Below are 25,096 nucleotides of genomic sequence, written 5' to 3'. Positions count from 1 at the left end.
CCCCGGCGGTGATTGTGTGATAACTGCCCGAAATACAGGGCGTCACGCACCCTACGGTTGTTTGGCGGATTGGGTGGGATGCAACAATTGCTGGAAGATGCCGTACATATCCCGGGCAAACTGGGGCGAATTCCACAAGGGGGCAAGTTGTTCCGGTTGCTTCGATCGCCCTAATTGCTGTTTAATTGCCTGACAAAATTCTCGCTCTTTTCCGAAGCGAACTCCCCAGCGGACGTATTCTTCCCAACTCCATGCCACCCCCGCCTCAATGCCCGCTGCTTTGAGAAAAGAATAGCCCATGCGAGACAGATATTGCTCGCCGCTTCTGGTCACCACGGGCAAGTCAAACCACAAGGATTCTAACGTATGGGTGCCGCCATTGTAAGGATAAGAATCGAGCAGCACATCAGCGATTACATAGGTGCTGCGATGTTCTTCTTCCGTGCGCGTGCGGGGCAAAAATTTAATCCGAGCAAAACTGACCCCGATCGCCTCGCATTCTTGTTGGTAGCGCGCTTGAATGACGGCGGTATCTCCTTCACCTTTATAGAGTAACAAACTCTCGGGTACTTGCTGCAGAATTCGCACTTGGGCGCGAATCAGATCCGGGTTCAATTTTCGTCCGGGGGCGACACAGAGGTAAACTGTTTGGGCGTCGGAAATGCCGAGAGCGGTTCGCAAACTGTGGCGATCGCCGCCAATCCGCTCAAATCCGGCGATCGCTACAAACGAATGCGGCATCCGCACTAACTTTTCCCGATAATATCGTTCCGTGCCGATCGGGTGCGAGTACCAGTCCCCGAGAAAGTAATTGTCCGAGGAAATATAAGGCGCATCAAAGCCCAACCAAGACATACAAATTGGCGCGGGTTTTGCCTGGAGAATTTCCGCGTGAACTGGCACAGTGAGAGAATCTAAATCCAAAATAATGTCTGGACTTTCCTGTAAAATCAGTTCGATGATTTCCTCGCCGTGGTAGGATGGGGGAATCACCAACCGTTCGCAGCAGCCTTTAAATTTCTCCGTCAGCGAATCCGGTTGCAGATTGCCCGTGGCATAAAGAAATAGGCGACAATCGAGCTGCGAAAGCGCTTCAATGGCGGCATAACTACACCACCCCACGGAATGTTTTCTAAAGTTTTCCGAGAGCACGGCAATGGTGAGAGTGGAGTTAGAAGGGGAAGGCGATCGCCTCGCTTCTGGGTATGCAAACGAGTGAGCTGGGGAGAGAATTTGACCGTAGAGATCGCCCAACACTCGCGCCAAGGTACTATTCGCCGCTAAATTATCGCGCAGATGGGGCATATTAAACAGAAAACTTTTGTAAAGTTTACCGATTTCCACCTCAGATAACGCGGAATTTTCGCCCAACAACCGCGATTCGAGGGTGGCAAATTTTTCGAGAGCCAACTGACTCAATCCCGACCACTGGTAGGCTTTAATATAGGCCAATTTCGAGAGAACCGGATGCTGCTTTCCGCAAGACTCGATAAAGCGATCGGCAGCATCTCTTGCCTGGGAAAGCAGGGAAAGATTGCCCGAAAAATCCCGGGAGGTAATCAGCAAATTAAATAAGGATTGATGCGCGTCTAGCCAATCGGGTTGCAGTTCGATCGCCCGCTCAAAACTGGCGATCGCCTGCATCACTTTCTCGCGATCGAGCCACTGTTGCTGCTGCGCTTGTTGCTGCAATACCTCGCCGATTTTATAATAAGCGCGGGCGAAATCGGGTTTCAACTCGATGGCTTTTTTAAATGCCGCGATCGCCGCTTCCGATTGGTTGTGAGTTGCCAGTGCGCTGCCCAAGCGATAGTATGCCTCGGCATCATTCGGTTTCCCGGCGAGATAGGTGCGAAAACTAGCGATCGCTTCTTCAGTTTTACCCAATTCTCCCAGGGCATTTCCTAAATTATAATAGGCCACGGATAAATTCGGTTGCTTCTGCACGGCGATTCTAAAATGCGCGATCGCTGCTTCTAATTGCCCCTGCTTTTTCAACACCGTGCCCAGGTTGAGATACGCCGGGGCAAAATCCGGTTGGCGTTGCACGAATTTACGATAAAATTGTCTGGATGCCTCTAAATTTCCGGAGAGCAAAATCGCCGAACCGACTTCACTGTAGGCGGCTGCATCGAACTGTTGCGGATTCAAGTCCAGTGCTTTTTCCTGAGCGGCGATCGCCTCCTGAAATTGCCCAAGCTGATGCAATACTTTGCCTAAATTCCAATAAGCCCCGGAGAGATTTCCATTGCGCGCTATCGCGGTTTCGTAACAAGCTTTAGCAGCGGATAAATTGCCTTTTTGATAGTACATGCTGCCGAGATTGGCTTGGGCTTCGGCAAAGTCCGGTTGCAGGGAAATGGCGTGGGAATAGGCGCGAATTGCCGGGTCGATTTTACCTTGGGATTGTAAAAAATTGCCCAGGAGTTTGTAAGTTTGTGCCACCGCCGGATTCAGTTTGAGCGACTGCTGACAAGTGGCGATCGCCGCGTCGAGATTTCCGCACCTGAAATACTCCTGCGCTTGTTCGTTGAGCGCTTCTACCGTATTTGAATCGGGCCAAGAAACCGTTGCGTCACATACCTGGCTCAACCATTGCGCCCATTCTTTACCGCGCATTTCCCAAGTGCAGCAGCGATTGAGATAATCCACCTGTTGTCGGAGCAATTTTTCCGTGGAATTCGCATCAGTTTGGTTTAACAGCTCTAGGGTAGCGGATAAAAAGCGATCGCTATACGCTTGCCAATCTTCTTTGACAGAAAATTGCCAATTCCTCACCGAAGAAAAGCTCCGCACATCTTCTACGGAAACTAACCGGGCAAATCCCGCCGTAGTTTCCGGCAAAGCGGCGAGATTGCTGGTGATAATTCGGCAGCCGCTAGCCATTGCTTCCATAACAGAAATGCAAGAGGTTTCCTGAAAAGTATTGGCATAGGTCAATGCCGTAACCGAACGCAATTCGCGGGCTAATGCGGGTTGAGGAATCGACCCAAAATATTCTACCCCTTCCATATCCCGGCATTTTTGATAAAGCGGTCCGTAGGCATTTTGTTCGATGTCGTCGGGCAATTGATAGACTCGTTTGCTGGAAAAAACTTTGAGGCGAGTGCCGGGGATGGCTTGCCGAATTTTGGGAAAAATATCAATCAGTAAATCTAAGCCGCGAAAAGGGGTACTGGTGTAGGCGAGAACCGGGGGATGTGATTTATGGGATAAAATAGAAGTTTCGGGAGGAAACAGATTTTGAAAAGCAGGGGCGATCGCATTTCTGAGGATGGTGGTTTTTGCCGCATCAATGCCGAAGTATTCCACAAAGCGATCGCGCTGCCACTGGCTGACGAAAATAAAGCGGTCGTAACTCTCTCGTTCCGGCAACTGGTGTAAATTTCGCATTGCTTGCAGGCTGGGCAATTGTTGCGTCCACAGCATCATCCGGGTTTTGTCGCCCAATAACGGGCGCAGTTTGATGCCTTCCCCGGCAACATTTACCGCAATCAATGCATCGAGCGATCGCAGCAGGTCTGCCTTTGGTTTTAACGGCAATCCCAGACAATTTACGCCGCGAAATTTACCCGAATTTGTGGTATTGTTGAACAAAAATATTTCGTGCCCTTGCTTGGCCAAACTCTCGGCTAAATAACACAGCGCTGACTGAGAACCGCCCAGGGGAATTTGATAGACACTTTCTACCGTATAATCGAGATGGGAAGGGTCGAGAAAGGCAATTTTCATGGCAGTTTCAGGAAAGTTTAGAAAGGGTTGGAAATGACCCGCGCCGGCGCGATCGTCTGTTGCGGCGAGGCCCTGTCCCCGGGGAAAGCCGGGAAACCGGGGGAAATGCAAGTTAGATGAGAGACAGCTTATCATCGGTTGCCTCACCTGTCATCCGATCGCAGAAAATGCGCGCTTGGGTCGCGATCGCGCTAAATTGAACTAGACGTTTATTGTAATTGCAGTGGTGCCCTGACAGGGGCAAAAATTCAGGAGAGTCACTTATGAGTACAGCAGCCGCAATGAAGCAGGAAGTCGGCAAAGTCGCCGCACAGCGCGTGAAATCCGGGTCCATCGTCGGATTGGGAACCGGTTCGACGACGGCGTATGCGATCGAGTACATTGGAGAGCGGCTCAAAAATGGAGAACTGAAAGACATTAAAGGGATCCCGACTTCGTTTCAAGCTTCGGTGCTAGCGAAGAAATTCGGCATTCCGCTCACCAGTCTGGATGAAGCCGATCGCATCGATTTGGCAATCGATGGTGCCGATGAAGTCGATCCGAATAAAAACTTAATTAAAGGAGGCGGTGCGGCTCATACTCGGGAAAAAATTGTCGATTCTCTAGCCAACGAGTTTATCGTAGTGGTAGACAGTTCTAAAATGGTAGATAAACTCGGCTCGACGTTTTTGTTACCCGTGGAAGTGCTGCCAATGGCGATGACCCCCGTCATGCGCGCGATCGCAAACCTCGGCGGAGAACCAGAATTACGCATGGGCGTGAAAAAAGCCGGCCCGGTGATTACCGACCAAGGAAATTTTGTCATTGATGTTAAATTTGCCAGCATCGACAATCCGGCTGAATTGGAAAAAACCCTCAACAACATCCCCGGCGTGTTAGAAAATGGTCTATTTGTTGGGGTAACAGATGTGGTTTTGATTGGCGAAGTGAAAGACGATAAGCCAATGGTTCGCGAAATGTAAGTTTTGCGCCCCTCGTTCCCAGCATGAGCTGGGAACGCAAAAAACGAGGCTCTGCCTCCCGTTTCAATAATCGGTCAAAATAATTGGTAAAAATTGTAAGATTAGCCGAAAAGGGAGGCTGGAGATTGGGCGGTTTACGACGAGCGCGATCGCTGGACTTCCTCGAGGGAAAATTCTAACGCTTCGGCGATTTGTTCGGCGGTTAATCCCAACTTAAATAACCGAGAAATGGCATGGCGTCGCGCCCGGTTGCATTCGCGATAGCTGAGGAGTTTTGCACCGCTTTTCGGGTTGTAAAAGCGCAATTCGCCTCCTCGAACTAGGCGCAATTCTAACCCCAAAACTTCACTGGTTAGAGACAGAGAACCCTCGGGCAAAGAGATAGGCTGAATGGGCTGATAATCTCCTTGAATTAATCTCATCCCTTTAAGTCTGGGACGCAGGGAATCATCGAGTGGGTCGTATTGGAAATATTCCCGTATCCCCAGCAAGGCATAGATGCCGCGTTTGACTCCCGAATCTTTTCCCACCGTCATCTGGGAAGTAATTTCGAGGACGAAATCCGGCGCGCAATTGTTTTCTTCCCAGAGTTTGTAACACAGGCGATCGCGCGGCGGTACCCCAAACACCACAAACACATCGGGGACGACTAATGCATTGGGATTGCCCTGGGCATAGTAAACAAACAACTGTCCGGACACATACACATCCTGGCGATGTTGAAAGTGACTTTTTAGGGCTTCAATGCTATAATGGATAGAGTTTCGGGCGCGATCGCTCTGTGCCCTTGGCTCACTATTGGTAGCAGGATAGTCCCGCCCGAGAGGTAGATTGCCCCCTGAAGATTTCATCATCACATGCACCTCAAATGAACTGACCGATGACTCTATTGTAAAGTTTGGCTGAAATCCGCCACCTGGGTTTTCGGATCCAACCCGCGATCGAGACTAGCATCCCTGGGAGTCACCGCCACCCCTCGCCGTGCTTGATTTTAAAATCAATGGTTGTCTTGTCTCGATTTCCTGTATATTTTAAAATAAAGCTCTAATCGCACATTGACCCAGGAAAAACCAAACCCACAATCATGGAATATCGACGCTTTGGACGAACTGAATTGCAAATCCCCGTATTTTCTTGCGGCGGAATGCGATACCAGTACAAGTGGAAAGACGTAGACCCCACCCAGATTCCGGCAGACAATCAGCGCAATTTAGAAGCCACCATTCGGCGCGCGATCGCCTTGGGCATCAACCATATCGAAACCGCCCGGGGATACGGCACCTCCGAAATACAATTGGGGCGCATTTTACCGCAATTTCCCCGGGAAAACCTCATCGTGCAGACCAAAATCTCTCCCAAGACAGATGCGAAAGAATTTCGCCAGACCTTTGACCAATCCTTGGCCAATCTCAACTTAGACTACGTGGATCTGTTAGGATTGCACGGCATCAATACGGAAGAATTGCTCGAGCAGAGCATTCGGCCCGGGGGCTGTATGGAAGTGGTCAAACAGCTTCAAGCGGAAGGGAAAGTCAGGTTTGTCGGCTTTTCCACCCACGGACCGACCGATGTAATTATCAAAACCATTGAAAGCGATCGCTTCGATTACGTAAACCTGCATTGGTATTATATCAATCAATTTAATTGGCCCGCCATTGAAGCCGCCACTCGCCACGATATGGGCGTATTTATTATCAGTCCGTCGGATAAAGGGGGCAAACTTTATCAACCCCCAGCCAAATTAGTGGAATTGTGCCACCCCCTCAGTCCGATGGTCTTTAACAACTTATTTTGTTTGAGTCACCCGCAAGTTCATACCTTAAGTTTGGGTGCAAGTCGTCCCACCGATTTTGACGAACATTTAAAAACCTTGCCCTTGTTAGACAAAGCCGACGAGATTTTGCCGCCCATTTTAGAGCGATTAGAAAATGCCGCGATCGCCCGTTTCGGAAAAGACTGGGTAAAAAGCTGGCATATCGGCTTACCCACCCCAGAAGAAACCCCCAACCAAATTAACATCCCGGTCATTTTATGGCTGCGAAATCTGGCCCTCGCTTACGACCTGTTCGACTATGGCAAAATGCGCTATAATCTCCTCGGAAACGGCAGCCATTGGTTCCCCGGCACCAACGCCGAACGAGTCCAAAACTTGGACTTGCGTCACTGCTTGACCAACAGCCCCCACGCGGATAAAATTCCCGCCCTTTTGCAGGATGCTCATCAACTACTTGGCGGCGAAACCGTGCAACGTTTATCTCAGCAATAACCATGAGAATTTCCTTTGTTGGCGATGCTTTCATCAATGGCATCGGCGATCGCGCGGCACTCGGTTGTCCGGGCAGAGTCGCGTTTCTTTAACCGACAAAAATGCTCGGACTATTCTCACCCGCGCCCCACAATTATTTCCGGTGTTAATGGTTCGCCCGCGCCAATTGCGGCAGCCGAACCAAATGACAGAATTGCTCGCTTATCGCGGGCGCTTGCCGTGACTTTCGCGGACATAAAGGTTCCCTATTTGGACCTGTTTGCTCCCCTAAAGAAATCGGAAATTTGGGTGCGCGAAGCTGCCGCCAATGACGGCGCGCATGTGAGGCTGGTTATGAAGAACTCGCCAATTTGGTTAAAAATTGGGTAGGCTGATTGTCTTGGTTTAAATACAGTGCAACATGAATTCATTCACATCCATCATCGGCAAATCAAAAGCATCAATTCTCGGGGTTCTACTGGCAACCCTAATTGTGGTTCCCACCCTCGGGGGCTGCACGGAACAGCAGGAAAATACCGATACCACGGCTGACGAAACCACCGCACAGGTGTCAGAAAATCTGCCAGAACAGCCGTTTACCGTCCCCGGGTGGCTGGCATTTGGCACAAAAGAGGGTTCAGAAGGGGCAAGCGAGTATCCCTTCTCCCCCGTCAACCCAGAGGCGGAGATTGCCGTTTTTTCCGATGAGTGGTCGCAGGTGGAATCAGGCACCACGTTAATTGCCCTGGCATCCGGAGTGAAAGAAGAAGTCACCTTTCGGCGATCGGCACAGGAACCCTACGGTTGCAATGACACTCCTACCGCAATGGCAACCTTTAGCGCCCCCCAACCCCTCCCAGAAGGGGCGGTTTGGCTGTTGCCCCCCTCCCAAGCCGACGCCGCCACCGCTGTCTCTCTAGAAGAACTTCCGCTTGATGAAGTCCCGGAAACTCTTCTGGCACTGGATAAGCGCGTCCCCTTATCCGCCAAAGCGTGGCAAGCCGGCGAGATGACTTTGCTGCTCGAAAGAATCGGTGAGGATACGGTAAGGCTGAAAATCGCCCAAGATTCCGAGGAAATCTACAATACTGAAGCGGAAATTCTTTCGATGGAAGCCGCGTATGAGGAATCGGTGGATTTGTCCGCTCCCTTTCAGCCGGGAATTCCTCAGCCAGTGGGGGCATTTCAATTCTCAGAAAATGCGGTTCCCCTAATTGTTCTGTGGACGCCGAGTTTTGAAGGACATAATTTTCAAGTGCTGGTTCCTTCTAGCGGGACTTTAGCGCCAATTGATGCGGCTTACGTTTATTATTGTGCGTTTTAATTGTTCGATTTTTGGGACTCGTTCTCAGCCTCGGTCTGGGAACGAGAGAAATCATAAGTAATGTAGGCAAAATAAGAAAGATGGTGAATCGAACCGAACCTCAAGCGCGTGGGGCATTCTCCACCCTACAAGTGCTGCTGGGGAAAGATAGAAATAATACCATTTTTCTAGCAAAGGGTAGGGTGAGCAGAGCCACTCGAGAAAGGTGCCGATCGCGCATCTGTTCTCGTGCCTGCTTACCCTACAAACTTCCTGCAGCATAACTGCCATCAAACTAACGAGCTGCTCGATTTCTCGACAGCGGTTTTTCCCGGGGGACGCCCACCGATCGCGGAAATTCTGCCGGTGTCGGGGCGATTTTGCGAAGGTAAACGCAAGTGCGGATGCTACCGGTGAGGGGGGTTTTGAATCGCTCGATAAAATCCAGAATCCCGCCGAGTTGTTCCACTGTAGCGGAGAGTTCGTCGCTTTCCTCATCGGTCCAGCGACCCCGATAAAGAACCGCTACGCCGCCAATTTTGAGCAAGGGCAAGGCATATTCGGCGCAGACGGGAGGGGGAGCCAATGCTCTAGCCACGGCGATATCGTAGGCTTCGCGATGCTGGGATTGTTGCCCGATTTCTTCCGCTCTTGCGGTTAAGGTGCGGACGTTTTCCATGCCCATCGTGTCGATCGCTCGATCGAGAAAGGCAAGTTTTTTGCGGGTAGAATCGAGCAAGGTAACGGTCCATTCCGGGCGCGCGATCGCGATCGGCAACCCCGGAAATCCCGCACCGGTTCCTAAATCAATAACTTCTAATTCTTCTACCCCTCCTGACTCCCGTGCTGACGATTCCTCCTCGCCAGAAGTGGCGGGCGGGTTGGTTCCCACCATCGGCGATTCTAACAACGGCGCTACCCCGCGCAGGGAATCCCACAAATGTTTTTCCCAAAACTCTTGCGGTTCGGTAATCCGGGTTAAATTCATCTGCTGATTTCCTTCCAGAATCAGTTCGTAAATGCTCTGGAATTCCAGCAAATGACCGGCATCGGGCTGCCAATTCAGGGTTTCTTTCCATAAAGAACCCATTTCCGGGAGAACTGGTTTTGCGTTTTCACTCATGTTTTTTGCTCAAAATACACCCAAAGTTGTGGAAATTAATCATAAAAAATCAAGAATTCATACAAAACCGCTCCTTGGGTTCAATCAAGCGTTTTTCAGATTGATGCGGATTCTCGCAATTCGCGAAAAGTAAAGTCCGCTACTGCGCTCCATTGATGATTTCGGTTAATTCACCGAACCTCATCGCAATTCTCAATTTTTCACTCTCAATTCCCACCGCTTTACTCTTTAATTTACCTCAAGAACTCACAGCAGAGAGTTGTTGGCTAATTGAAATTTTATCCGGTTCGACGGATTGCAATTCGCCATGATTGAGCGTCCAGCAGCAATCGGCAATACTTAATAAATCTCCCGCATCGTGGGTGACGACCAATAAGGTCCAATGTTGCTTGAGTTTTTCGAGTAATTTTACCAAATTCTGACGCATGGACCAATCCAATCCGGCGGTGGGTTCGTCTAACAGGAGCAAATGGGGCTGACGGATTAATTGCACGGCTAACGCTAAACGGCGCTGTTGTCCGCCGCTCAAAGAATGAGGAGGCGTTTGCAGGGATAACGCATCTAGGCCCACTTCTTGCAGGGCGTTGCGAACCCGTTCTGACCCCAATTCTGGATGTCCGAGACGCAATTCTTCTAAGATGCTGCCACAACAAAAATGCCGCTCTGGGAACTGAAAAACCAAGCCGGCGAGTTGTTGTAGGTGTGCGGGGGTCAGGTTTTGGTTGCGCCAGTAGACTTCGCCGGAGGTGCTTTCCGCCAGTCCTGCCAAAATTTCCAATAAGGTGCTTTTACCGGAACCGCTCGGTCCGATAATCAGCCCCAATTGCTGTGGGGCAAATTCCAGGTTAATCGATTTGAGAATCGGGGTGGGACTGGCGGTGGGGTGATAGGTCAGGTTTCTCAGATAGAGCATTGAGACAGTAATATAGAGATGGTGGATAACGCAAAGGGTTGGCGCTGAGCAAGCGCCGGGGAAACCCCTCGCTCTTTCTATTTTTACCCATTCAACGGCGATGCGCCGCTAACCGAGAGGAAGGAACTTGCTCCCGGGCAAGGCGTCAAAGAGGCTTGGATTTTCGCGTTTAGATTGTAGGGGATGAGACGATCGCCCGGGAGGGAACGGAGGGTTCTCCGGTGGGATCCGAATCCCGGGACATCAGGGGCTTTCCGCCCGCGTTCCACCGGATTATAGATTTTGCATAATTAATTAAGTTACGATTGGCCTGACGAGGTATGACGATGAAACATGGCTTTTCTAGAGCAGGACGGATGTTGGCGGCGATCGCGGGGGCGGCGGCGATCGCCCTGAATGTGGGAGTAGCTCCCATACTAGCATCGGATCCGTTTCGCACCGCGGAAAACCGTTACGAAATTGGCAACACCACAGAAGCGGCGTTTCGAGTGTTGTTCGAACAAGGCAACTATCTCGAATCTGAGCGCCTGCTCAAACAAGCGGAACAAACCGAACCGAACGAACCTTTAGTTTATGCTATGCAGTCGGCATTTGCGTATTTAGATGAAGATTGGAATCGTCTGAATACCTACGCCACCGAAACGCGCCAAGCTGGGGAACGGCTGATTGCCACCAATCCGTTGCGGGGGAATCTTTATACAGGATTGGGACATTTTTTAGAAGGCGCTTACATTATTAGCACCGAAGGGGTGCTCGGCGGCACTCCGAAAGCAATGGCAAAACTGCGGCAGGTGTTTCGCTATTTCGATGCTGCAGAAGCCATTTCGGAAACGGATCCGGAGTTGAATTTGATTAAAGGATTCATGGATTTGATGTTAGCCGTGACCCTGCCGTTTGCCGATGGCAATGACGCGATCGCGCGCTTGGAAAATTATGCCGCCCCCCCTTATCTCGCCTATCGCGGCATTGCGGTGGGCTATCGCGATTTGGATGAAGTGGATAAGGCACTGGCGGCGGTGAATAAAGCCCTGGAATATACGCCGAATAACCCAGAATTGTTGTATCTCAAAGGTCAAATTCTGGTGAAACAAGGCAACGATGTGGATAGTGCGGAAATTTTGCAAGAGGCTGACAATTATTTTAATGCCGCAATGGCTCAAGCCGATGAGAAATTCCCGGAAAGTCTGAGAAATCAGCTTAAAAAAGAACGCGATCGCAACTTGAGAAAAATTCCCGAAATGGCCGCGCGCTCCACTACAGAATAACCCGCCAATCCTGGAGAAAAATCCGCAATTTTCTCGGGTCTATTTTCAATTCCCCCGACGCTGAGGTATAATCGACAAGGCGTCGGTTTTTTTTGGCTGGGTTGCGCCCTAGCTGGTATCAGTAAAGAGGATAACACAGATGGAAGTACAGTTCCGAGAGTTTAACCCGTTTGATGTATGGATCTGGCTGGAATTCACCACAGTTCCGGGACAGGTGGAAAGGCAATATATTGAGGAAGTCTTCGATTCTTGGTTTTTCTTAGGCAAACTCGGCGGATTCAATGCAGAAAATCTTCAGGTTCAGGAAACCGGCTTGGAGATTAGCTACATGGATTACGATACCAATGCCAGCGATGAAAGCTTGATGGCGCTGATGCACAATATGGGGCAATTGGAGTATAACGGGATTTGGGCGCGCTGTTGGTTCGATTTGGGAACCAGTGACGCGATCGCCCTGGATGTCTTGATTAATTCCTTCGATCGCCTCAGCAAAGAATTGGTAGAAATCAAACGTCTGATTATTGGGGGCGAAAATCGCGATTGGCCCGTCGCCGATAGCGAATCGCGCGCCATGTTTGTCTACGATAACTAACCCCTCACCAGATTCTTTCTGTCATTTCTAGGATGTAGGTTCAGTAGCAGTTAGAAACCGGGTGTCTTCCCCCAAGCCGAATTCTGGGGCAAATCATTACAACCACAAACCCGGTTTCAAGTCTGCTTTATCTACAATGAAACCGAGGCTCTAGACGAGGCTGGGGAATGACAGTGCAGCGAAACTGAATTCTTTTATTATAACAGACAACAGCCAGGAAAAATGGGTAATAAAAATAAAATTCGGGTGATTGCTTTGGGGATTATTCGCCACGGCGATCGCCTGTTTGTTTCCGAAGGATATGACGCGCTCAAAGAGCAAACCTTTTATCGCGCCCTTGGTGGCGGGGTGGAATTTGGCGAATCCAGCATGGCGGCTTTGCGAAGGGAATTTCACGAAGAAATTCAAGCCCACTTGACCAACATTTACTACCTAGCGACCTTGGAAAATATTTTTACCTATCAGGGAGAACCGGGACACGAACTAATCCAGCTTTACCAGTGCGACTTTCGCGATCGCGAATTTTACGAACGCGAGTCGATTCTCTTCCAGGAAAAAAAGCGGAAAAAGAAAGCCTTGTGGGTGGATATTGCGCGCTTTGAATCCGGGGAATTGCTGCTTGTACCCGAACGCTGTTTGGCCTACTTATGAGGTTCGCCAGTCCAATTTTTCCTGCCCTTAACCTACTCGAATCCACATACTCGTAGGGTGCGTGGGGCGGGCAAAAAAGCCAGGAGAACTGCCGCTGCGCCGATGATGTATATTGGCGATTTTTTAGACAAAGTACAAAAAAACGAGGGGCACGGCAATGCCGTGCCCCTCGTTTTGTGAGATACGATACAATTCAAGAGAGATTACGGAGTGGCAACCAAGTAAGGAGACGGGATGGCTTCCGCTTTGCCGGCATTCACCAAAGCTTGGTACACGAAAGCGGCGACTTCAGCGCGGGTAGCTTGACGGTTCGGATCGAATTGTGAGAGACTGGGATAGTTAATCACCAGTTGATTCTCAGTGGCACCCGCTACAGCAGTTAAGGCATAGTCGGGAATTTGGCTGGCGTCGTTGTAGCGCGAGAGTACCGCCGTATTATCCGATCGCAATTCCAACCCACTGACTAAAGCAACGATCGCCTGAACTTTGGGGATTTCTTGGCTGGGGCGAAATAGACCTTCTGGATAGCCGGAGAGGAAACCACCTCGGTAAGCCACCTCGATCGCTTCAGCGCCCCAGAAATTGCTGCTCACATCGCGGAACCCGATCGCGGGGCGTTCTGCAGGCGGGGCAAACGCTTTGTTGACGATCGCCGCAAACTGAGCGCGGGTTACGGGTTCGTTGGGGCGGAAAGTACCATCCGGGAACCCAGCGATAATACCTTTTTTGGTTAAGGAAGCAATATAAGATTGCGCCCAGTGCCCTTGGATATCTTCAAAGGCAACTTGGATATCCGACGGCATAAAGTTGACGCTGCCGATAATTTGTTCGCGATCGATGTCATTGCCGATCGCCAGAATTGTTTCTGACGACACGCTATAAATCGCGTGACGGGTATTGTTGCGAATCCGGTTGCCCCCCTCACTTTCTGCCGTACCCAAATCGGGTTGCGAGGAAGCGATCGCCACCAAACCATCGCGCTGGTTGCCTTCGATGGTATTTTCGCGCAGGATGGGTTTTGCCGAATTCGACACCACGATGCCATCCATATTTTGAGAGATAGTATTTCCCGTCAGGAAAGGGGCTGAATTCCCCCCGATCGCCAACCCGAAACCGGTGTCTTGGAACAAATTGCCTCGGATTTCCCCTCTAGCGTCGCGGGCGATGGAAATCCCGTTCGCCTCATTCTGGATAAACACATTATTTTCGATGGTTGGCGCAGCGCTGCCGGTGACGAACATGCCATCGCGCTGACTGTTTTTAAAGGTATTGTTTCGCACGATCGGGTCGGTGGATTCTACCCAAAGTCCCGTACCGCTTCCGTTGGGGTTGGTAATCGTTACCCCTTCAATAGTGCTATTATCTGCCGCATAAACCGCGATATTTTGACCCGCAAAAGTGCGACTGAGGTAAGTTCCGCCGCCGATCAGCAAGATACCTTGGCCTTTTTTGGAAGTGTTCCCGCGCAGGGTAACGCCAGATTTGACCCGCAGGGGGAACGATTCGCCGCTATCTTGGCTATAGGTTCCCGAGGCAAGCTGTATCACCGTGCCGGCTTCCGCTTGTTCCAGGGCATAAGTGATGGTACGATAGGCACTGGCTTCGCTCATCCCGGAATTGGAATTGCTACCCAGTTGCGGGTTGACATAGATAATCGTTTCGTTTACCGCTGCTTGTAAGCTGTTGCGCGTGTCTAGTTCCGCATTGGCAGCCGGCATCATCATCGCACCACCCGTACAGAGCAAAAGTGCGGCTAAACTGGCGGGAAGAGAAGCGATCGCGCGCCGACGTTTTTTCGACGGTTTGTTCTTGGAATGGGAAGAGAGCGTTGTAAAGAGTAAGCGTTTCATAGTTGATTTTTTTGTTGAAGTCGATCGTTGTTTGACACTTTCACTCTACGAACTCTGTCTCGCCGATCGCGATCGCCCTAGCTCACTCTCTCAACTGACTCCCAGATTCGCGATCGCCCCCTGGGGGGATTGAGGTGCGCGATGCCCGGGGAATAACCCGTTGAGCCATTTCAGATTTTCTCAATCTTTACCCCACACCAGGGACAATCTGCCAACTGGTATTTTATATCGGCGGTGGAAAATTACCAGGTGCGCCTTGAACTGGGGCAACCCCTGGCGCGCCACCGAGAAATTTGCCATTTTTTATACTAACTCTGACAAAATAATACTTCTTTCCCGCAATGGCGCGCCTTTCATCGCCCAGTCACCATACGTCATACCGAGGTGCAAATTTGCCGGATCCGATCGCAGCGATCGCGATATTCCGCATCGGCGAGAACTGGGGTGGAGTCGGAAAGGGAGATGGTTTCAGACAGTGAAATCCAGGACCGACATCCCCCATACTCCTGTCGGTAGGGAATGTCTCGCGGTACGGATAGCTTGTGAGTTCGCAACAGCAGCAGGTAAAGCGGTTGCCGGGGTTTCCATTTTAGGCGATCGCTCACCATGCGATCGCTCCAAATGTGATAGGGTTGCAATTGTGCCATCAAATCGGCAGCGATCGCCTCCGTTTCCAGGGTCATGGGTAAAATATCCGTCACTTCTGCCCAACTGCCGATCGCAATCCGTTCCGGATGCCATCCCGACTCCACCGGGGTAACGCGATCGGCATATTCGGGTTTTAATAAGTCCGGTTTTTGGTGTTCGTAAGTCGGGTAAAGCAAAACCTCTCGATAAGGAACGCTGAAGCGCCCGCCTCGTTCGCGAATTCCCCCTTTGCGAAGTAACAAAATCGTCTCTCCCGCTTCCAGAGCATTGACGGCGATCGCCCATTCTTTGAGTGCTTGGTTCAGTTGCATCATGGCCTAAATTTCATCGGTTCGATAAACAGAATACAACAGGTTGGAACAAGGCGATCGGGTCAGACTACAACTCCAGATAGATATTTCCCCACCCCGCTGAGATTTAAGCTACTATCGTTACAAGTTCATCCCCATTAAGGAGAAGCACATGGAAACGCGAGTTTTAGGCACATCTGAGGTAAAGATAACCCCCATCATTATGGGCACTTGGCAAGCGGGCAAAAGTATGTGGGTTGGCATTGACGATACGGAAATCACCAACGCCATTCGCGCCGCCTACGATGCCGGCATTACCACTTTTGACACCGCCGAACAATACGGCGAGGGTCACTCGGAACAGATTTTGGGTGCGGCGCTGGCTGATGTGCGAGATAAAGTCGCGATCGCCAGCAAAGTGTTTGCCAATCATTTGAAATACGACCGAGTTATCGAAGCGTGCGATCGCTCTTTAAAAAATCTGAAAACCGATTATCTGGATTTATACCAAATCCACTGGCCCTCGGGAAGCTTCGGTTCTGAAGTCGTTCCTATCGAGGAAACTATGCGGGCCTTGGTAGAATTACAGGATAAAGGCAAAATCCGCGCGATCGGCGTTTCCAATTTTTCCGTCGCCCAAATGGAAGAAGCGGCTCAATTCGGGCGCATTGATAGTTTGCAACCGCCGTATTCTCTCTTTTGGCGCAAAATCGAAAAAGAGGAAATGCCCTATTGTGTGAAAAATAAAATGTCGATTTTGGCGTATTCTTCTCTGGCGCAAGGACTTCTCACCGGAAAATTTGGCCCGAATCATCAGTTTGCAGAAGGGGATCATCGCTCAAAAAATAAGCTGTTTTCCGATAAAGATAATTACGCTCGCGTGCAGCAAGCTCTGGATAAACTGCGTCCCATTGCGGAGGGGAAAAACTGCACCCTCGCCCAGTTAGCTTTGGCGTGGTTAATTGCCCAACCGAATACTCAGGCGATCGCAGGGGCGCGCAAACCGGAACAAGCCCTCGATAATGCCAAAGCCGCCGAAATTAAATTAACCGATGAAGACCTCAAGGAAATCGATGCGATCGGACGAATTGTCACCGATCCTTTAAAAGATGACAATCGAGTGTTGTGGAACTTTTAAACCCTGGCCGGGCGTGCAAATTCAAACCCTTTCCTGGGTAGAAAGCTATCCATAAATCCGCAAGAATCCCACCCCCAAACCGCTCCTGTGCAAGAGCAGTGGCTCCCGGGGTGGGGTTTTTTTGTGGCGCAGTAGTGGCACGCCCGAGGCGGAAATTGGCGCGGATTTGTGGGATATTCCGCCGCGCCATATTCGCCAAAACCTCCGCTATGCAAGGGTTTAACCCTTCTATTGCCCCACCATTCGCGGTTTTGTGAAAAAACCCTTGACATTTTTTTGTAGTATGTCATAATACAGATGCAGAGATGCCGGAACGGCTAGGAGGATCCATGTTGAAACCGAACTCTTTTTTGCCCCATCCCCTAGGTGGGGCGACATTCACACTCACCCGCAAAATGTGGACCGAAAAACCCAAGTGACGGGGTTAATGTTTGGCAGGGTTTAATTAGCCTAGGTAGAAAAACTGAGGCGAAAAAGGGAGAAAAAACCCCGTCTAGAGACTAATGCGATCGCGCCTTTGCGGCGAAGGAGGTAAACCGTGAGCGATATGAAACAAGCTTATAAAATTGCTGCAGCCGCCGTGCGAGAGCGGTTCGCCGAACAGCATCCCGATTATTTAGAAATTATCGATACAATTACGCCCAAAGATGTCGCCGTTTACAGTGGCAGTTACGATCGCGTTGAGGATATTTTGACCTGTCTCGGCTTGCCCATGACGATGAATCCAGATGCGAACAAGTTAGAGGCAAAAATTGTTTTCGCCAATTGCTCTGACTCTTATTCCGAGACCCTCGTCAAACAGCTTCCCGCCCTTGTGCAGAATGGCACTTGGTTAGTGTCATCTGACTGGGCATTGGGAAAGCTCCTACAGCCGGCATTTCCCCATACCGTGCGCTGGAATAATCGCTATACTGGGGATGAAGTCATCTCCGTGGAAGCGAGTCTTCATAGCTTGTGGTCGGAAGTGGTGGTACTGGGTGCGGATCCGCAGTGGTGGTTGGAGAGCAGTTCTCATCCGATCGAAATTGCCAATCCAGACAAAGTTAGAATTGAAGCGGCGAGTCACGATTTGTTGGCGCGTCATCAAGCACCGATTGTGGCGGTGAGTTTTGATTGGGGCAAGGGACAAGTGTTCCACGTTATCAGTCATTTCTGGTGCAAGCGATCGCGATCGCCCACTCCGCGACATCTCAACCCCTGCACCGATTTCCTCGAAGCCGGCATGCGGTTGAGCGAGTCGGGGATTGCGAAAGTGCTGCGCGACACCAAAAGTCAACCGAAAACGGTGAATTTCGCACAATTGCAAAGTGCGGCGACGGCGACAGAATTGGTGGCGCAATTATGTGTGGGTGCGGTTCGCGGCGATCGACCGACGAAAAGTTTGGCGGCTGTTTCCTGAGGCGCGCGATCGCCACTCTAAATGCCCAATTTTTTCACCTGAATCCATGCGAAAAGATATGCATCGCCTCCTCGTCGAACGCGGTTCTACAGGAGGAATTACCCGCAAAAAACGCATCAAGCAAAAACTAAAAGCCGATCCGGAATATGAAGGAACGAAACGATTGTCAATGGGGCGCGGGCGACAATATGGATACGGACAAAAATGGCGGACTGACTATCTCGCCCCCTTGCGCCGCTATCTAGAAAAACAAGTGGGTCGCCCTTGGAATGACGTTTACTCCGAAATTCGTGCCACGATAAAACCTGATTCTATCATCAAAAATCACCTCTATCACCACTTAGAATCCGAGGTGGTTAAGCATGTGGAATATATTGACGGCAAACCTTATAATAAAGGAGGGCGTCACTGGTATCCCGTTTGCGGGTTTTATGTTTGTCCCGAAACCGGGTTGCTCAAAAAAAATCCCCGGCTGCCTCGCAAACACAAACCCGCGCGATCGCCGGTGACAGTGGTTCGCCTAAATCGCGATCTCTGGTACGAAAAAATCCACGGACAATGGTATTTCTTCTCCGTAGAGCGATGGATTGAAAAAGTCCCGAAAATCCGGCGCGATGAAGGCGGCAATTTCGTCACGCAGCTTGAAGAGCAAGAGTTCAAACAAGTTTGGAAAAAACAACTGAACAAAAAAGAACTCAAACAACTGCGCGATCGCCTCCATCAAAGGGGAGAATTCGATTAACTATTATTCACCCCCTTTCCTCCCAACTGGTTCCCAGGCTCAGCCTGGGAACGAAAACCGGAGGCTCTGCCTCCTAAACTCATCAGCAAAAGCATTTTTTAAAAGCAATTTTTGCTCTAATAAAAAGAAACCCCATCCATGAACCCGAAACGGTTAGTTAAAATCAGCAAATATCTCAGCTACCACCTGAGACACCATCCCCAGGCGATCGGCTTAGAACTCGCTCCCGGCGGATGGGTTTCCGTGGAAAACCTGCTGAATGCCACTCATCAGCATAACTTTCCCCTCTCTCGCCAAGAACTGAACGAAGTCGTCGCTAAAAACGACAAACAACGCTTTTCCTTTGACGAAACTGGCACCTTAATTCGTGCCAATCAAGGCCATAGCATCAATATCGATTTACAATTAGAACCGACCAATCCTCCAGAGGTGCTTTATCACGGAACCGGACACCGCGCTGTGGCGTCAATTTTGCAAAAAGGATTGCATAAAATGTCGCGGCATCACGTTCATTTATCGGCAGATATCGAAACCGCCAAAAAGGTAGGAGCGCGACATGGAAAACCCGTAGTTTTTGCGATTAATACGACAGAAATGCAGTCAAACGGTTATTCCTTTTACCGTTCGGACAATGGAGTGTGGCTCGTGGATGAAGTGCCGCCGGAATATTTGACTCAGGTGTAAGTATGTTTCATCCAACAGATATTTTTCTCTAAACTGTCCTATATAGTAATCGGTTTAAATTTTAATTATGGACGTAAAATCATGCGGCGTTTTGGTCATGCGGAATGAGCCGAAATTCAGTTTTTTACTAATGCAAAATCCCAACCGATATGACTTACCAAAAGGTCATATAGAAGCCGGGGAGGACGAATTGACTTGTGCCCTGCGCGAACTGCATGAAGAAACCGGAATTCCCGCCAGTGCTGTGGATTTAGATCCAGATTTCCGGTTTACGGACAATTATCAGACTTCTTACAAGCGCTATGGCGGGAGAAAAGTCGATAAAACCGTGGTCATCTTTCTCGGCTGGCTGAAAGAAGCGGTGAGCGTTACTGTCAGCGAACACAGTCATTTTACCTGGATAGACTGGCAACCGCCCCACGGGATTCAGAGCAAAACAATCGACCCTTTGCTGCAAGCGGTAGAGCGCTATTTTGCTGAAGATAGTGCCAGAATGTTAAACACAAAAATGAGGAAAAGCTGATGGCTGATATCCGCAAACTGCTCGAGGGACTGAGCGATCGCGAAGCGCAACTGAGAGAGACTCAGTTTGTTGCCCCTTGCGTGCAAAGCGGGCGGGTGCGGATCCGGGTGGCGGGCATGATTTATACGTTTAAAACCCAACCCCGAGACTTTGAAGGATGGGGAATTTTTCAGCCCACAAACGAGACTGAAGCGAAGCTGGTAGAAGAAGCGGAAGTGTTCCACATTGCCGACTATTTGTCCCGGTTTCTCCCGGTGCGATTGTGGTTAGCTTATCGATTGAAAGGACAAACCTGGTTGGCATATCCGATGAATGAATCGGACCTGCGTCAGCGCATCGGTTTTGTCAAACCGATCGCGGTTCATTTAGTCGGCGATGGCGCTGAATTTGAACCGATTATAGCCCGTTGGGATGGGAAGAACTGGTGGTTTGAAGAAGGCGATCGCCGCGCGGATCCGATGCCCAGCGATCGCCTGCGAAAACACCTCCAACAAATCGCCCCACCGGAGACTGTTCGCTTTAAAGGAATGACCCCGGAAATGCGAACGGTTTACGAATTGGTAACGCGACAAATGGCTGAATTTAACCCAAATTTTCAGCACCAGCAAGATGAAAAACGCCTGCGCGAAGCCTTACGCATGGGCGGTGGCGAGTTGCAAAGGTTTCGCGATCGCGGCGAGGACTATTGGACCGTGGAATGGACCACCAGCACCGGCGAACTTCACACTTCCGCCATTTCTAAATCGGATTTCACCGTCATCGGTGCGGGAATCTGTTTGAGCGGACGCGATCGCGATTTTGACCTCCATTCCCTCGTCGGCGTCATCGAAAACAGCTAAGAATTCGGTGGAAATCAAAAAAGTTACAGTCAACTATCAGTCGCAACTTGGCAATCAATCTATCCCATGACAAAGGCGCATTTAACCCATCCCTTTGCTCCCCAGATTTCCTCTCAGCAATTAGGCCACTTATTCTGCTAACTTTTTTCCCAATGACCAATGACCATTGACCAATGACAAAAAATGTCTATTTATTTCCATGAAGAACTGTATAGAACCCCGGAATTGATGGCCAAATTAAAAAGCTTTCCGGTAACGATTTGCGGTGCGGGGGCTTTGGGTGCGAATATCGCCGAAAGTTTGGCTCGCATGGGATTTTCTCAGTTGCAGGTCATCGATCGCGATCGCATTGAAGAGCGGAATTTATCCACGCAACCCTATTACCGTTCCGATATTGGCGCGTTTAAAACCAAAATTATTGCTAACAGCCTCTACCGCGCGTTAGGGGTAAAAATTAACGCTCAGGCAAAAGAACTGACCGCCGAAAATGCCGCTCAACTCATCGGCGAGCGCCCCCATCTGGTTCTCGATACCTTTGACAATAGCGTAGGGCGAAAAGCGCTAAAAGATTACTGCGATCGCGCCAATTTGCCCTGCTTGCATGTGGGCATGGCTGCGGATTATGCGGAAATTATTTGGAACGAAAATTATCGCGTTCCTTCCCCTACAAATGATGATATTTGCGATTATCCTTTAGCGCGAAACTTAGTCACCCTCACCGTTGCGGTTGCTTGCGAAGTGGCTATTCACTTTGTAGCAACCAATGAGCGACAGAGTTATACCGTGACCCTGGGGGATTTTGCCGTGCAGCCCTTTCTAGGATAGCGATCGCGCACTGGGGTGGGCAAGGGGGTGTCAAAATTCCCCTTTCGAGCTTGACAAATGCGCCAATTTATGGTAATAAAACTCTCCCACTGGTCACCACCTTTTTCAAATTAGCCCGCGCAGGCGGGCTGATGTCTGGATCGACGCCCTACCCTTCTCAGGTGTGGGGTTTTTTCCCATGCCCACCCGCGAAATTGATGTAGAATTTAATCCAGATAACCCATTAAGTCAGATTCCTGTTTTGGGTCATTATTGGGAGCGATCGGACGACCTTGGGGGCCACCACGGCGGCGGGTAAGCTGGGTCATTTGACCCCCTTGGGTTGTGGTGTCTTGCACGTTTTGCGGTTTGTTCTCTTTATTTTCAGCCATATTTTTACTCCAAAATCTGCTGTGACACAAGCGTAAATGTGGGAACTTTCAAGGGTTCGATTCAGGTAATGAGTGGCTCAAAAACCCGAGGGTTTTCACCGGAGATCGATTCAACTTTGCCCGCTCACACGATCGCATTATAAGACATTAGAGAAAATCTGGTAAAATCCAGCCAAGATTGGCTAGGGTTTCTCTTATCAGAGGACGGTTAATATGTCAAGAGTCGAGAAAATATTAGAGTTTTGGTTTGGTAAACCCGAGGATCCGGAATATGGTAAAAGTCGAAAAATTTGGTTTACCAAAGATGCCGAATTTGATGAAACGGTGCGATCGCATTTTTTAGCTGACTACGAAATGGCAGCACAAGGATTGCTCGAGGGCTGGAAAGACGCGCCGGAAAGCTGTTTGGCATTGATTCTGTTGCTCGACCAATTTCCGCGAAATCTGTTTCGCGCTACGCCGCAAGCCTTCGCCACAGATCCTCAAGCCCTCGCCGCCGCACAGCATGCCATTGAGCGGGGTTACGATAAGCAGATGTTACCGGTGAAGCGCTGGTTTTTTTATCTGCCATTCGAGCATAGCGAAAACTTGGAACATCAGCACCAGGCGATCGCATTATTTTGCCAACTCAGCGACGATCCCGAAAGCGCCTCCGCCATTGATTATGCCGAACGGCATCGCGCCATTATCGAACGGTTCGGACGCTTTCCCCATCGTAACGCAATTCTGCGACGAAAAAGTACGCCGGAAGAACGAGAATTTCTCCAGCAGCCCGGATCCGGTTTTTAGACAGTAAAGAGGCAAGGTGGCGGATCTGCTTCTTTTTCAATTAAATTCTGTCAAAATATCGGGATGATATCGTGTAATTCTTGTATTAGCGATCGCCATTGAAATGCGAACCCCTCCGGGAAACCCCCGGGGTGGAACCGACGACGACGCCGGAGAGTCAGCATCCGGCAGAATGCGCGATCGCCCGTTTCCCCCCCCATCCCGAGGAAACCCTAAAAAGAGGGTAACTTAAATCAGATTCTCCTGACACTGTGGGATAATTAACTGAGTAAATCATATGAAATTGATGCGTCTAGTGTTCCGAATTTTCAGTCAACATCGACCCATCGACTTACTGCGTGCGATGGGCAGATTTTGTCAGCACATCTGGTCTTTGTACCGACAGGTGGTCGGTCATTTCTGGCGAGGAAAACCTCGGGCAGCGCAGTTTGGATTTTGGGCCGGTTTGCTGCTGCTGGCGATCGGTGCCAATCAAGTGTACGCCCAGTATCCATCGCGCCCCGTTCCCCCGCCTTCGGTTTCCCCTCCCGCCTGGATTTCTCCCGCCGAAACCATGAGTCAAACCCCAATTTCACCTCAAATGAACCAGACGGTTCCCAAACTCGTTAGCCTCGAAACTCAGCGCGAGTTCCGGGGAGTCTGGGTGGCATCTGTGGTGAATATTGATTGGCCCTCCAGTCCCAATCTTTCGGTAGAAGAACAAAAAGCAGAATTGCTCGACATTCTTAACCGAATGGAATCGTTAAATTTGAATGCGCTAGTCTTACAAATTCGACCCAATGGGGATGCGTTATATGCCTCAGAAATCGAGCCGTGGAGTGGGTGGCTGACGGGTACCCAAGGGAAAGCGCCCCAACCGTTTTACGACCCCTTGGAATTCGCGATCGCCGAAAGCCACAAACGCAACATCGAACTTCATGCCTGGTTCAACCCCTACCGCGCCAAGATGCCCAGTGAAAAATATCCCCTCACTGCCAATCACATCGCCTCGGTTTATCCGCAATACGCCTATCAATATGGCGATTTATTATGGATGGATCCGGCAGTAAAAGAAGTTCAAGATTGGACCTACAACGTCATCATGGATGTGGTGCGTCGCTATGACTTAGATGGCATTCACATCGATGATTATTTCTATCCCTATCCCAAAGAAGGAATCAGCTTTCCCGATGACGCCACCTACCGCGCATATCAAGCCGCAGGCGGTACCCTTTCTCGCCCTGACTGGCGGCGGGAAAATGTCAATCAAATGATTCAACGGATCTGGGCTGGAATCAAATCCGAAAAACCCTACGTCAAATTTGGCATTAGCCCATTCGGCATTTATCGTCCCGACAAAGTAGAAGGAATTGTTGGCTTCGATCAGTACGAAGGACTCTATGCTGATGTGAAAAAATGGCTCGATGAAGGCTGGTTGGATTACCTCGCTCCCCAACTCTACTGGCGCATCGACCCCCCGCAACAAAGTTACCCCGTTTTGTTGCAATGGTGGAGCGAAAACAATCCCCTGCGCCGTCATATTTATGCCGGGAACTATTTGAGCAAACTCGACGGCACGAATTGGCCGATTTCCGAGTTTGAAAGACAGGTAGAAATCTCTCGCCAACAATCCGATAACCTTTCCCTGGGAAATATTTTCTTCAGTATGAAAGTGTTTAAGGAAAATCGGCTCGGAATTAACGATCGCTTCAAAAATTCGGTTTACTATTCCCCCGCACTTCCCCCGGCGATGCCTTGGTTGGATTCCGTACCACCAGCACCGCCTACCCAAGTCACCTCACAGGCCAATGCCATTACCTGGAATCGTGCCCCATCCAATGATATTCGCTATTGGACCGTTTATCAGTTAAATGGCAATAATTGGGAACTGGTGAAAATTCTCAATTCTGCCACCAATTCCCTGGCGGGTCTTCAAGCGGGAACCTATGCAGTAGCTGCAGTAGACCGCATCGCCAATCAAAGTCCTGGAGTTGTGGTTTCTGTGGAAAATTCAGCAATGGGATATTAATTCGCTCTCATCATGCTTCTCTCTAAGGTGGGCAATTTGCCCACCTTTTTTTATGACCAATCCCACATCCGGTTGAGAGAAAACTCGGGTTAAACTCCGCTTTATCTAATCCCGCGATTATCCCCCCGAAGAATGATACAATTTCTCTCGTTTAAACGATTTTAATTTCACTCAGTGACCCGCTTTATTCACGACCAATTTGCT

The 25,096-nt window shown here is 50.0% G+C and carries 24 protein-coding genes; 17 read left to right on the top strand and 7 right to left on the bottom strand.

Translation table 11 applies throughout. The annotated features are described in order from the left end of the window. Positions 1-51 precede the first annotated feature (51 nt). Positions 52-3,867 (bottom strand): tetratricopeptide repeat protein, encoded by a 3,816-nt coding sequence (locus tag AC0QH1_RS23955; RefSeq protein WP_324633904.1) that lies wholly within the window; start codon positions 3,865-3,867, stop codon positions 52-54. A gap of 128 nt (positions 3,868-3,995) precedes the next feature. Between AC0QH1_RS23955 and rpiA the strand changes: the two genes are divergently transcribed. Then, a complete protein-coding gene (gene rpiA, locus AC0QH1_RS23950; RefSeq protein WP_324633902.1) occupies positions 3,996-4,694 on the top strand; it encodes a ribose-5-phosphate isomerase RpiA in 699 nt (232 codons plus the stop codon). Positions 4,695-4,828: 134 nt separating this feature from the next. Here rpiA and AC0QH1_RS23945 read toward each other — a convergent pair whose 3' ends face one another. Beyond that, the gene (locus AC0QH1_RS23945) at positions 4,829-5,548 is read right to left on the bottom strand and encodes a Uma2 family endonuclease (protein WP_324633901.1); all 720 of its coding nucleotides are present in this window, start codon (positions 5,546-5,548) and stop codon (positions 4,829-4,831) included. Between the two features lie 230 nt (positions 5,549-5,778). Here AC0QH1_RS23945 and AC0QH1_RS23940 point away from each other — a divergent pair, with 230 nt between their 5' ends. The 3 genes from AC0QH1_RS23940 to AC0QH1_RS23930 all read left to right on the top strand — a co-directional run bounded on the left by AC0QH1_RS23940 (position 5,779) and on the right by AC0QH1_RS23930 (position 8,263). Then, positions 5,779-6,960, top strand: coding sequence for an aldo/keto reductase (locus tag AC0QH1_RS23940; RefSeq protein ID WP_324633899.1), 1,182 nt, complete (start codon positions 5,779-5,781; stop codon positions 6,958-6,960). After that, a complete protein-coding gene (locus tag AC0QH1_RS23935) occupies positions 6,908-7,183 on the top strand; it encodes a hypothetical protein (RefSeq protein WP_324633898.1) in 276 nt (91 codons plus the stop codon). Before AC0QH1_RS23940 ends, AC0QH1_RS23935 begins: the two co-directional genes overlap by 53 nt. A 177-nt stretch (positions 7,184-7,360) precedes the next feature. Beyond that, complete coding sequence (locus AC0QH1_RS23930; protein ID WP_324633897.1) at positions 7,361-8,263, top strand: hypothetical protein; 903 nt, start codon at positions 7,361-7,363, stop codon at positions 8,261-8,263. A gap of 274 nt (positions 8,264-8,537) precedes the next feature. On the opposite strand, the gene rsmG is transcribed toward AC0QH1_RS23930, so the two are convergent. Together rsmG and AC0QH1_RS23920 are read right to left on the bottom strand one after the other, a co-directional pair. Further along, a complete protein-coding gene (gene rsmG / locus AC0QH1_RS23925) occupies positions 8,538-9,365 on the bottom strand; it encodes a 16S rRNA (guanine(527)-N(7))-methyltransferase RsmG (protein ID WP_324633896.1) in 828 nt (275 codons plus the stop codon). 238 nt (positions 9,366-9,603) lie between these two features. Further along, positions 9,604-10,278: an ABC transporter ATP-binding protein gene (locus tag AC0QH1_RS23920; RefSeq protein ID WP_324633895.1), complete on the bottom strand. Its 675-nt coding sequence runs from the start codon at positions 10,276-10,278 to the stop codon at positions 9,604-9,606. A gap of 320 nt (positions 10,279-10,598) precedes the next feature. On the opposite strand from AC0QH1_RS23920, the gene AC0QH1_RS23915 reads away from it, so the two are divergent. The 3 genes from AC0QH1_RS23915 to AC0QH1_RS23905 all read left to right on the top strand — a co-directional run bounded on the left by AC0QH1_RS23915 (position 10,599) and on the right by AC0QH1_RS23905 (position 12,786). Next, on the top strand, positions 10,599-11,543 hold the full coding sequence (locus tag AC0QH1_RS23915) for a Sll0314/Alr1548 family TPR repeat-containing protein (RefSeq protein ID WP_324633894.1): 945 nt from the start codon (positions 10,599-10,601) through the stop codon (positions 11,541-11,543). 139 nt (positions 11,544-11,682) lie between these two features. Next, positions 11,683-12,135: a DUF3531 family protein gene (locus tag AC0QH1_RS23910; RefSeq protein ID WP_324633893.1), complete on the top strand. Its 453-nt coding sequence runs from the start codon at positions 11,683-11,685 to the stop codon at positions 12,133-12,135. 222 nt (positions 12,136-12,357) lie between these two features. Continuing rightward, positions 12,358-12,786 (top strand): NUDIX hydrolase, encoded by a 429-nt coding sequence (locus AC0QH1_RS23905; protein ID WP_324633892.1) that lies wholly within the window; start codon positions 12,358-12,360, stop codon positions 12,784-12,786. 203 nt (positions 12,787-12,989) lie between these two features. Here the strand turns inward: AC0QH1_RS23905 and AC0QH1_RS23900 are convergent, their stop codons facing one another. Together AC0QH1_RS23900 and AC0QH1_RS23895 are read right to left on the bottom strand one after the other, a co-directional pair. Next, positions 12,990-14,636 carry a DUF1565 domain-containing protein gene (locus AC0QH1_RS23900; protein ID WP_324633891.1) on the bottom strand — a complete coding sequence of 549 codons (1,647 nt, stop codon included), beginning with the start codon at positions 14,634-14,636 and terminating at the stop codon, positions 12,990-12,992. Between the two features lie 374 nt (positions 14,637-15,010). Continuing rightward, the gene (locus AC0QH1_RS23895) at positions 15,011-15,598 is read right to left on the bottom strand and encodes a DUF1802 family protein (RefSeq protein WP_324633890.1); all 588 of its coding nucleotides are present in this window, start codon (positions 15,596-15,598) and stop codon (positions 15,011-15,013) included. Between the two features lie 148 nt (positions 15,599-15,746). Between AC0QH1_RS23895 and AC0QH1_RS23890 the strand changes: the two genes are divergently transcribed. From AC0QH1_RS23890 to AC0QH1_RS23860, 7 genes are all read left to right on the top strand, one after another. After that, the gene (locus AC0QH1_RS23890) at positions 15,747-16,712 is read left to right on the top strand and encodes an aldo/keto reductase (RefSeq protein ID WP_324633889.1); all 966 of its coding nucleotides are present in this window, start codon (positions 15,747-15,749) and stop codon (positions 16,710-16,712) included. Positions 16,713-17,250: 538 nt separating this feature from the next. Next, entirely contained in the window at positions 17,251-18,111 is an 861-nt protein-coding gene (locus AC0QH1_RS23885; protein WP_324633888.1) for a hypothetical protein, read from the top strand. A gap of 46 nt (positions 18,112-18,157) precedes the next feature. Then, a complete protein-coding gene (locus AC0QH1_RS23880) occupies positions 18,158-18,853 on the top strand; it encodes a hypothetical protein (protein WP_324633887.1) in 696 nt (231 codons plus the stop codon). Positions 18,854-18,991: 138 nt separating this feature from the next. Further along, on the top strand, positions 18,992-19,537 hold the full coding sequence (locus AC0QH1_RS23875; RefSeq protein ID WP_324633886.1) for an RNA 2'-phosphotransferase: 546 nt from the start codon (positions 18,992-18,994) through the stop codon (positions 19,535-19,537). A 67-nt stretch (positions 19,538-19,604) separates the two neighbouring features. After that, positions 19,605-20,060 (top strand): bis(5'-nucleosyl)-tetraphosphatase, encoded by a 456-nt coding sequence (locus AC0QH1_RS23870; RefSeq protein ID WP_324633885.1) that lies wholly within the window; start codon positions 19,605-19,607, stop codon positions 20,058-20,060. Next, complete coding sequence (locus AC0QH1_RS23865) at positions 20,060-20,899, top strand: hypothetical protein (protein WP_324633884.1); 840 nt, start codon at positions 20,060-20,062, stop codon at positions 20,897-20,899. Before AC0QH1_RS23870 ends, AC0QH1_RS23865 begins: the two co-directional genes overlap by 1 nt. 183 nt (positions 20,900-21,082) lie before the next feature. After that, positions 21,083-21,724: a ThiF family adenylyltransferase gene (locus AC0QH1_RS23860; RefSeq protein ID WP_324633882.1), complete on the top strand. Its 642-nt coding sequence runs from the start codon at positions 21,083-21,085 to the stop codon at positions 21,722-21,724. A 206-nt stretch (positions 21,725-21,930) separates the two neighbouring features. Here the strand turns inward: AC0QH1_RS23860 and AC0QH1_RS23855 are convergent, their stop codons facing one another. Beyond that, positions 21,931-22,095 (bottom strand): hypothetical protein, encoded by a 165-nt coding sequence (locus AC0QH1_RS23855; protein ID WP_324633881.1) that lies wholly within the window; start codon positions 22,093-22,095, stop codon positions 21,931-21,933. A gap of 213 nt (positions 22,096-22,308) precedes the next feature. Between AC0QH1_RS23855 and AC0QH1_RS23850 the strand changes: the two genes are divergently transcribed. From AC0QH1_RS23850 to AC0QH1_RS23840, 3 genes are all read left to right on the top strand, one after another. Further along, positions 22,309-22,884 (top strand): DUF924 family protein, encoded by a 576-nt coding sequence (locus tag AC0QH1_RS23850; protein ID WP_324633880.1) that lies wholly within the window; start codon positions 22,309-22,311, stop codon positions 22,882-22,884. Positions 22,885-22,982: 98 nt separating this feature from the next. Further along, the gene (locus AC0QH1_RS23845; protein ID WP_324633879.1) at positions 22,983-23,111 is read left to right on the top strand and encodes a hypothetical protein; all 129 of its coding nucleotides are present in this window, start codon (positions 22,983-22,985) and stop codon (positions 23,109-23,111) included. A gap of 50 nt (positions 23,112-23,161) precedes the next feature. Next, positions 23,162-24,892: a glycoside hydrolase family 10-like protein gene (locus AC0QH1_RS23840; RefSeq protein ID WP_324633878.1), complete on the top strand. Its 1,731-nt coding sequence runs from the start codon at positions 23,162-23,164 to the stop codon at positions 24,890-24,892. Positions 24,893-25,096: the final 204 nt, after the last annotated feature.

Source organism: Phormidium sp. CCY1219 (assembly GCF_055795085.1).
Note: the sequence above shows the minus strand (reverse complement) of the source record. Positions and strands in the feature narration are given on the sequence as shown.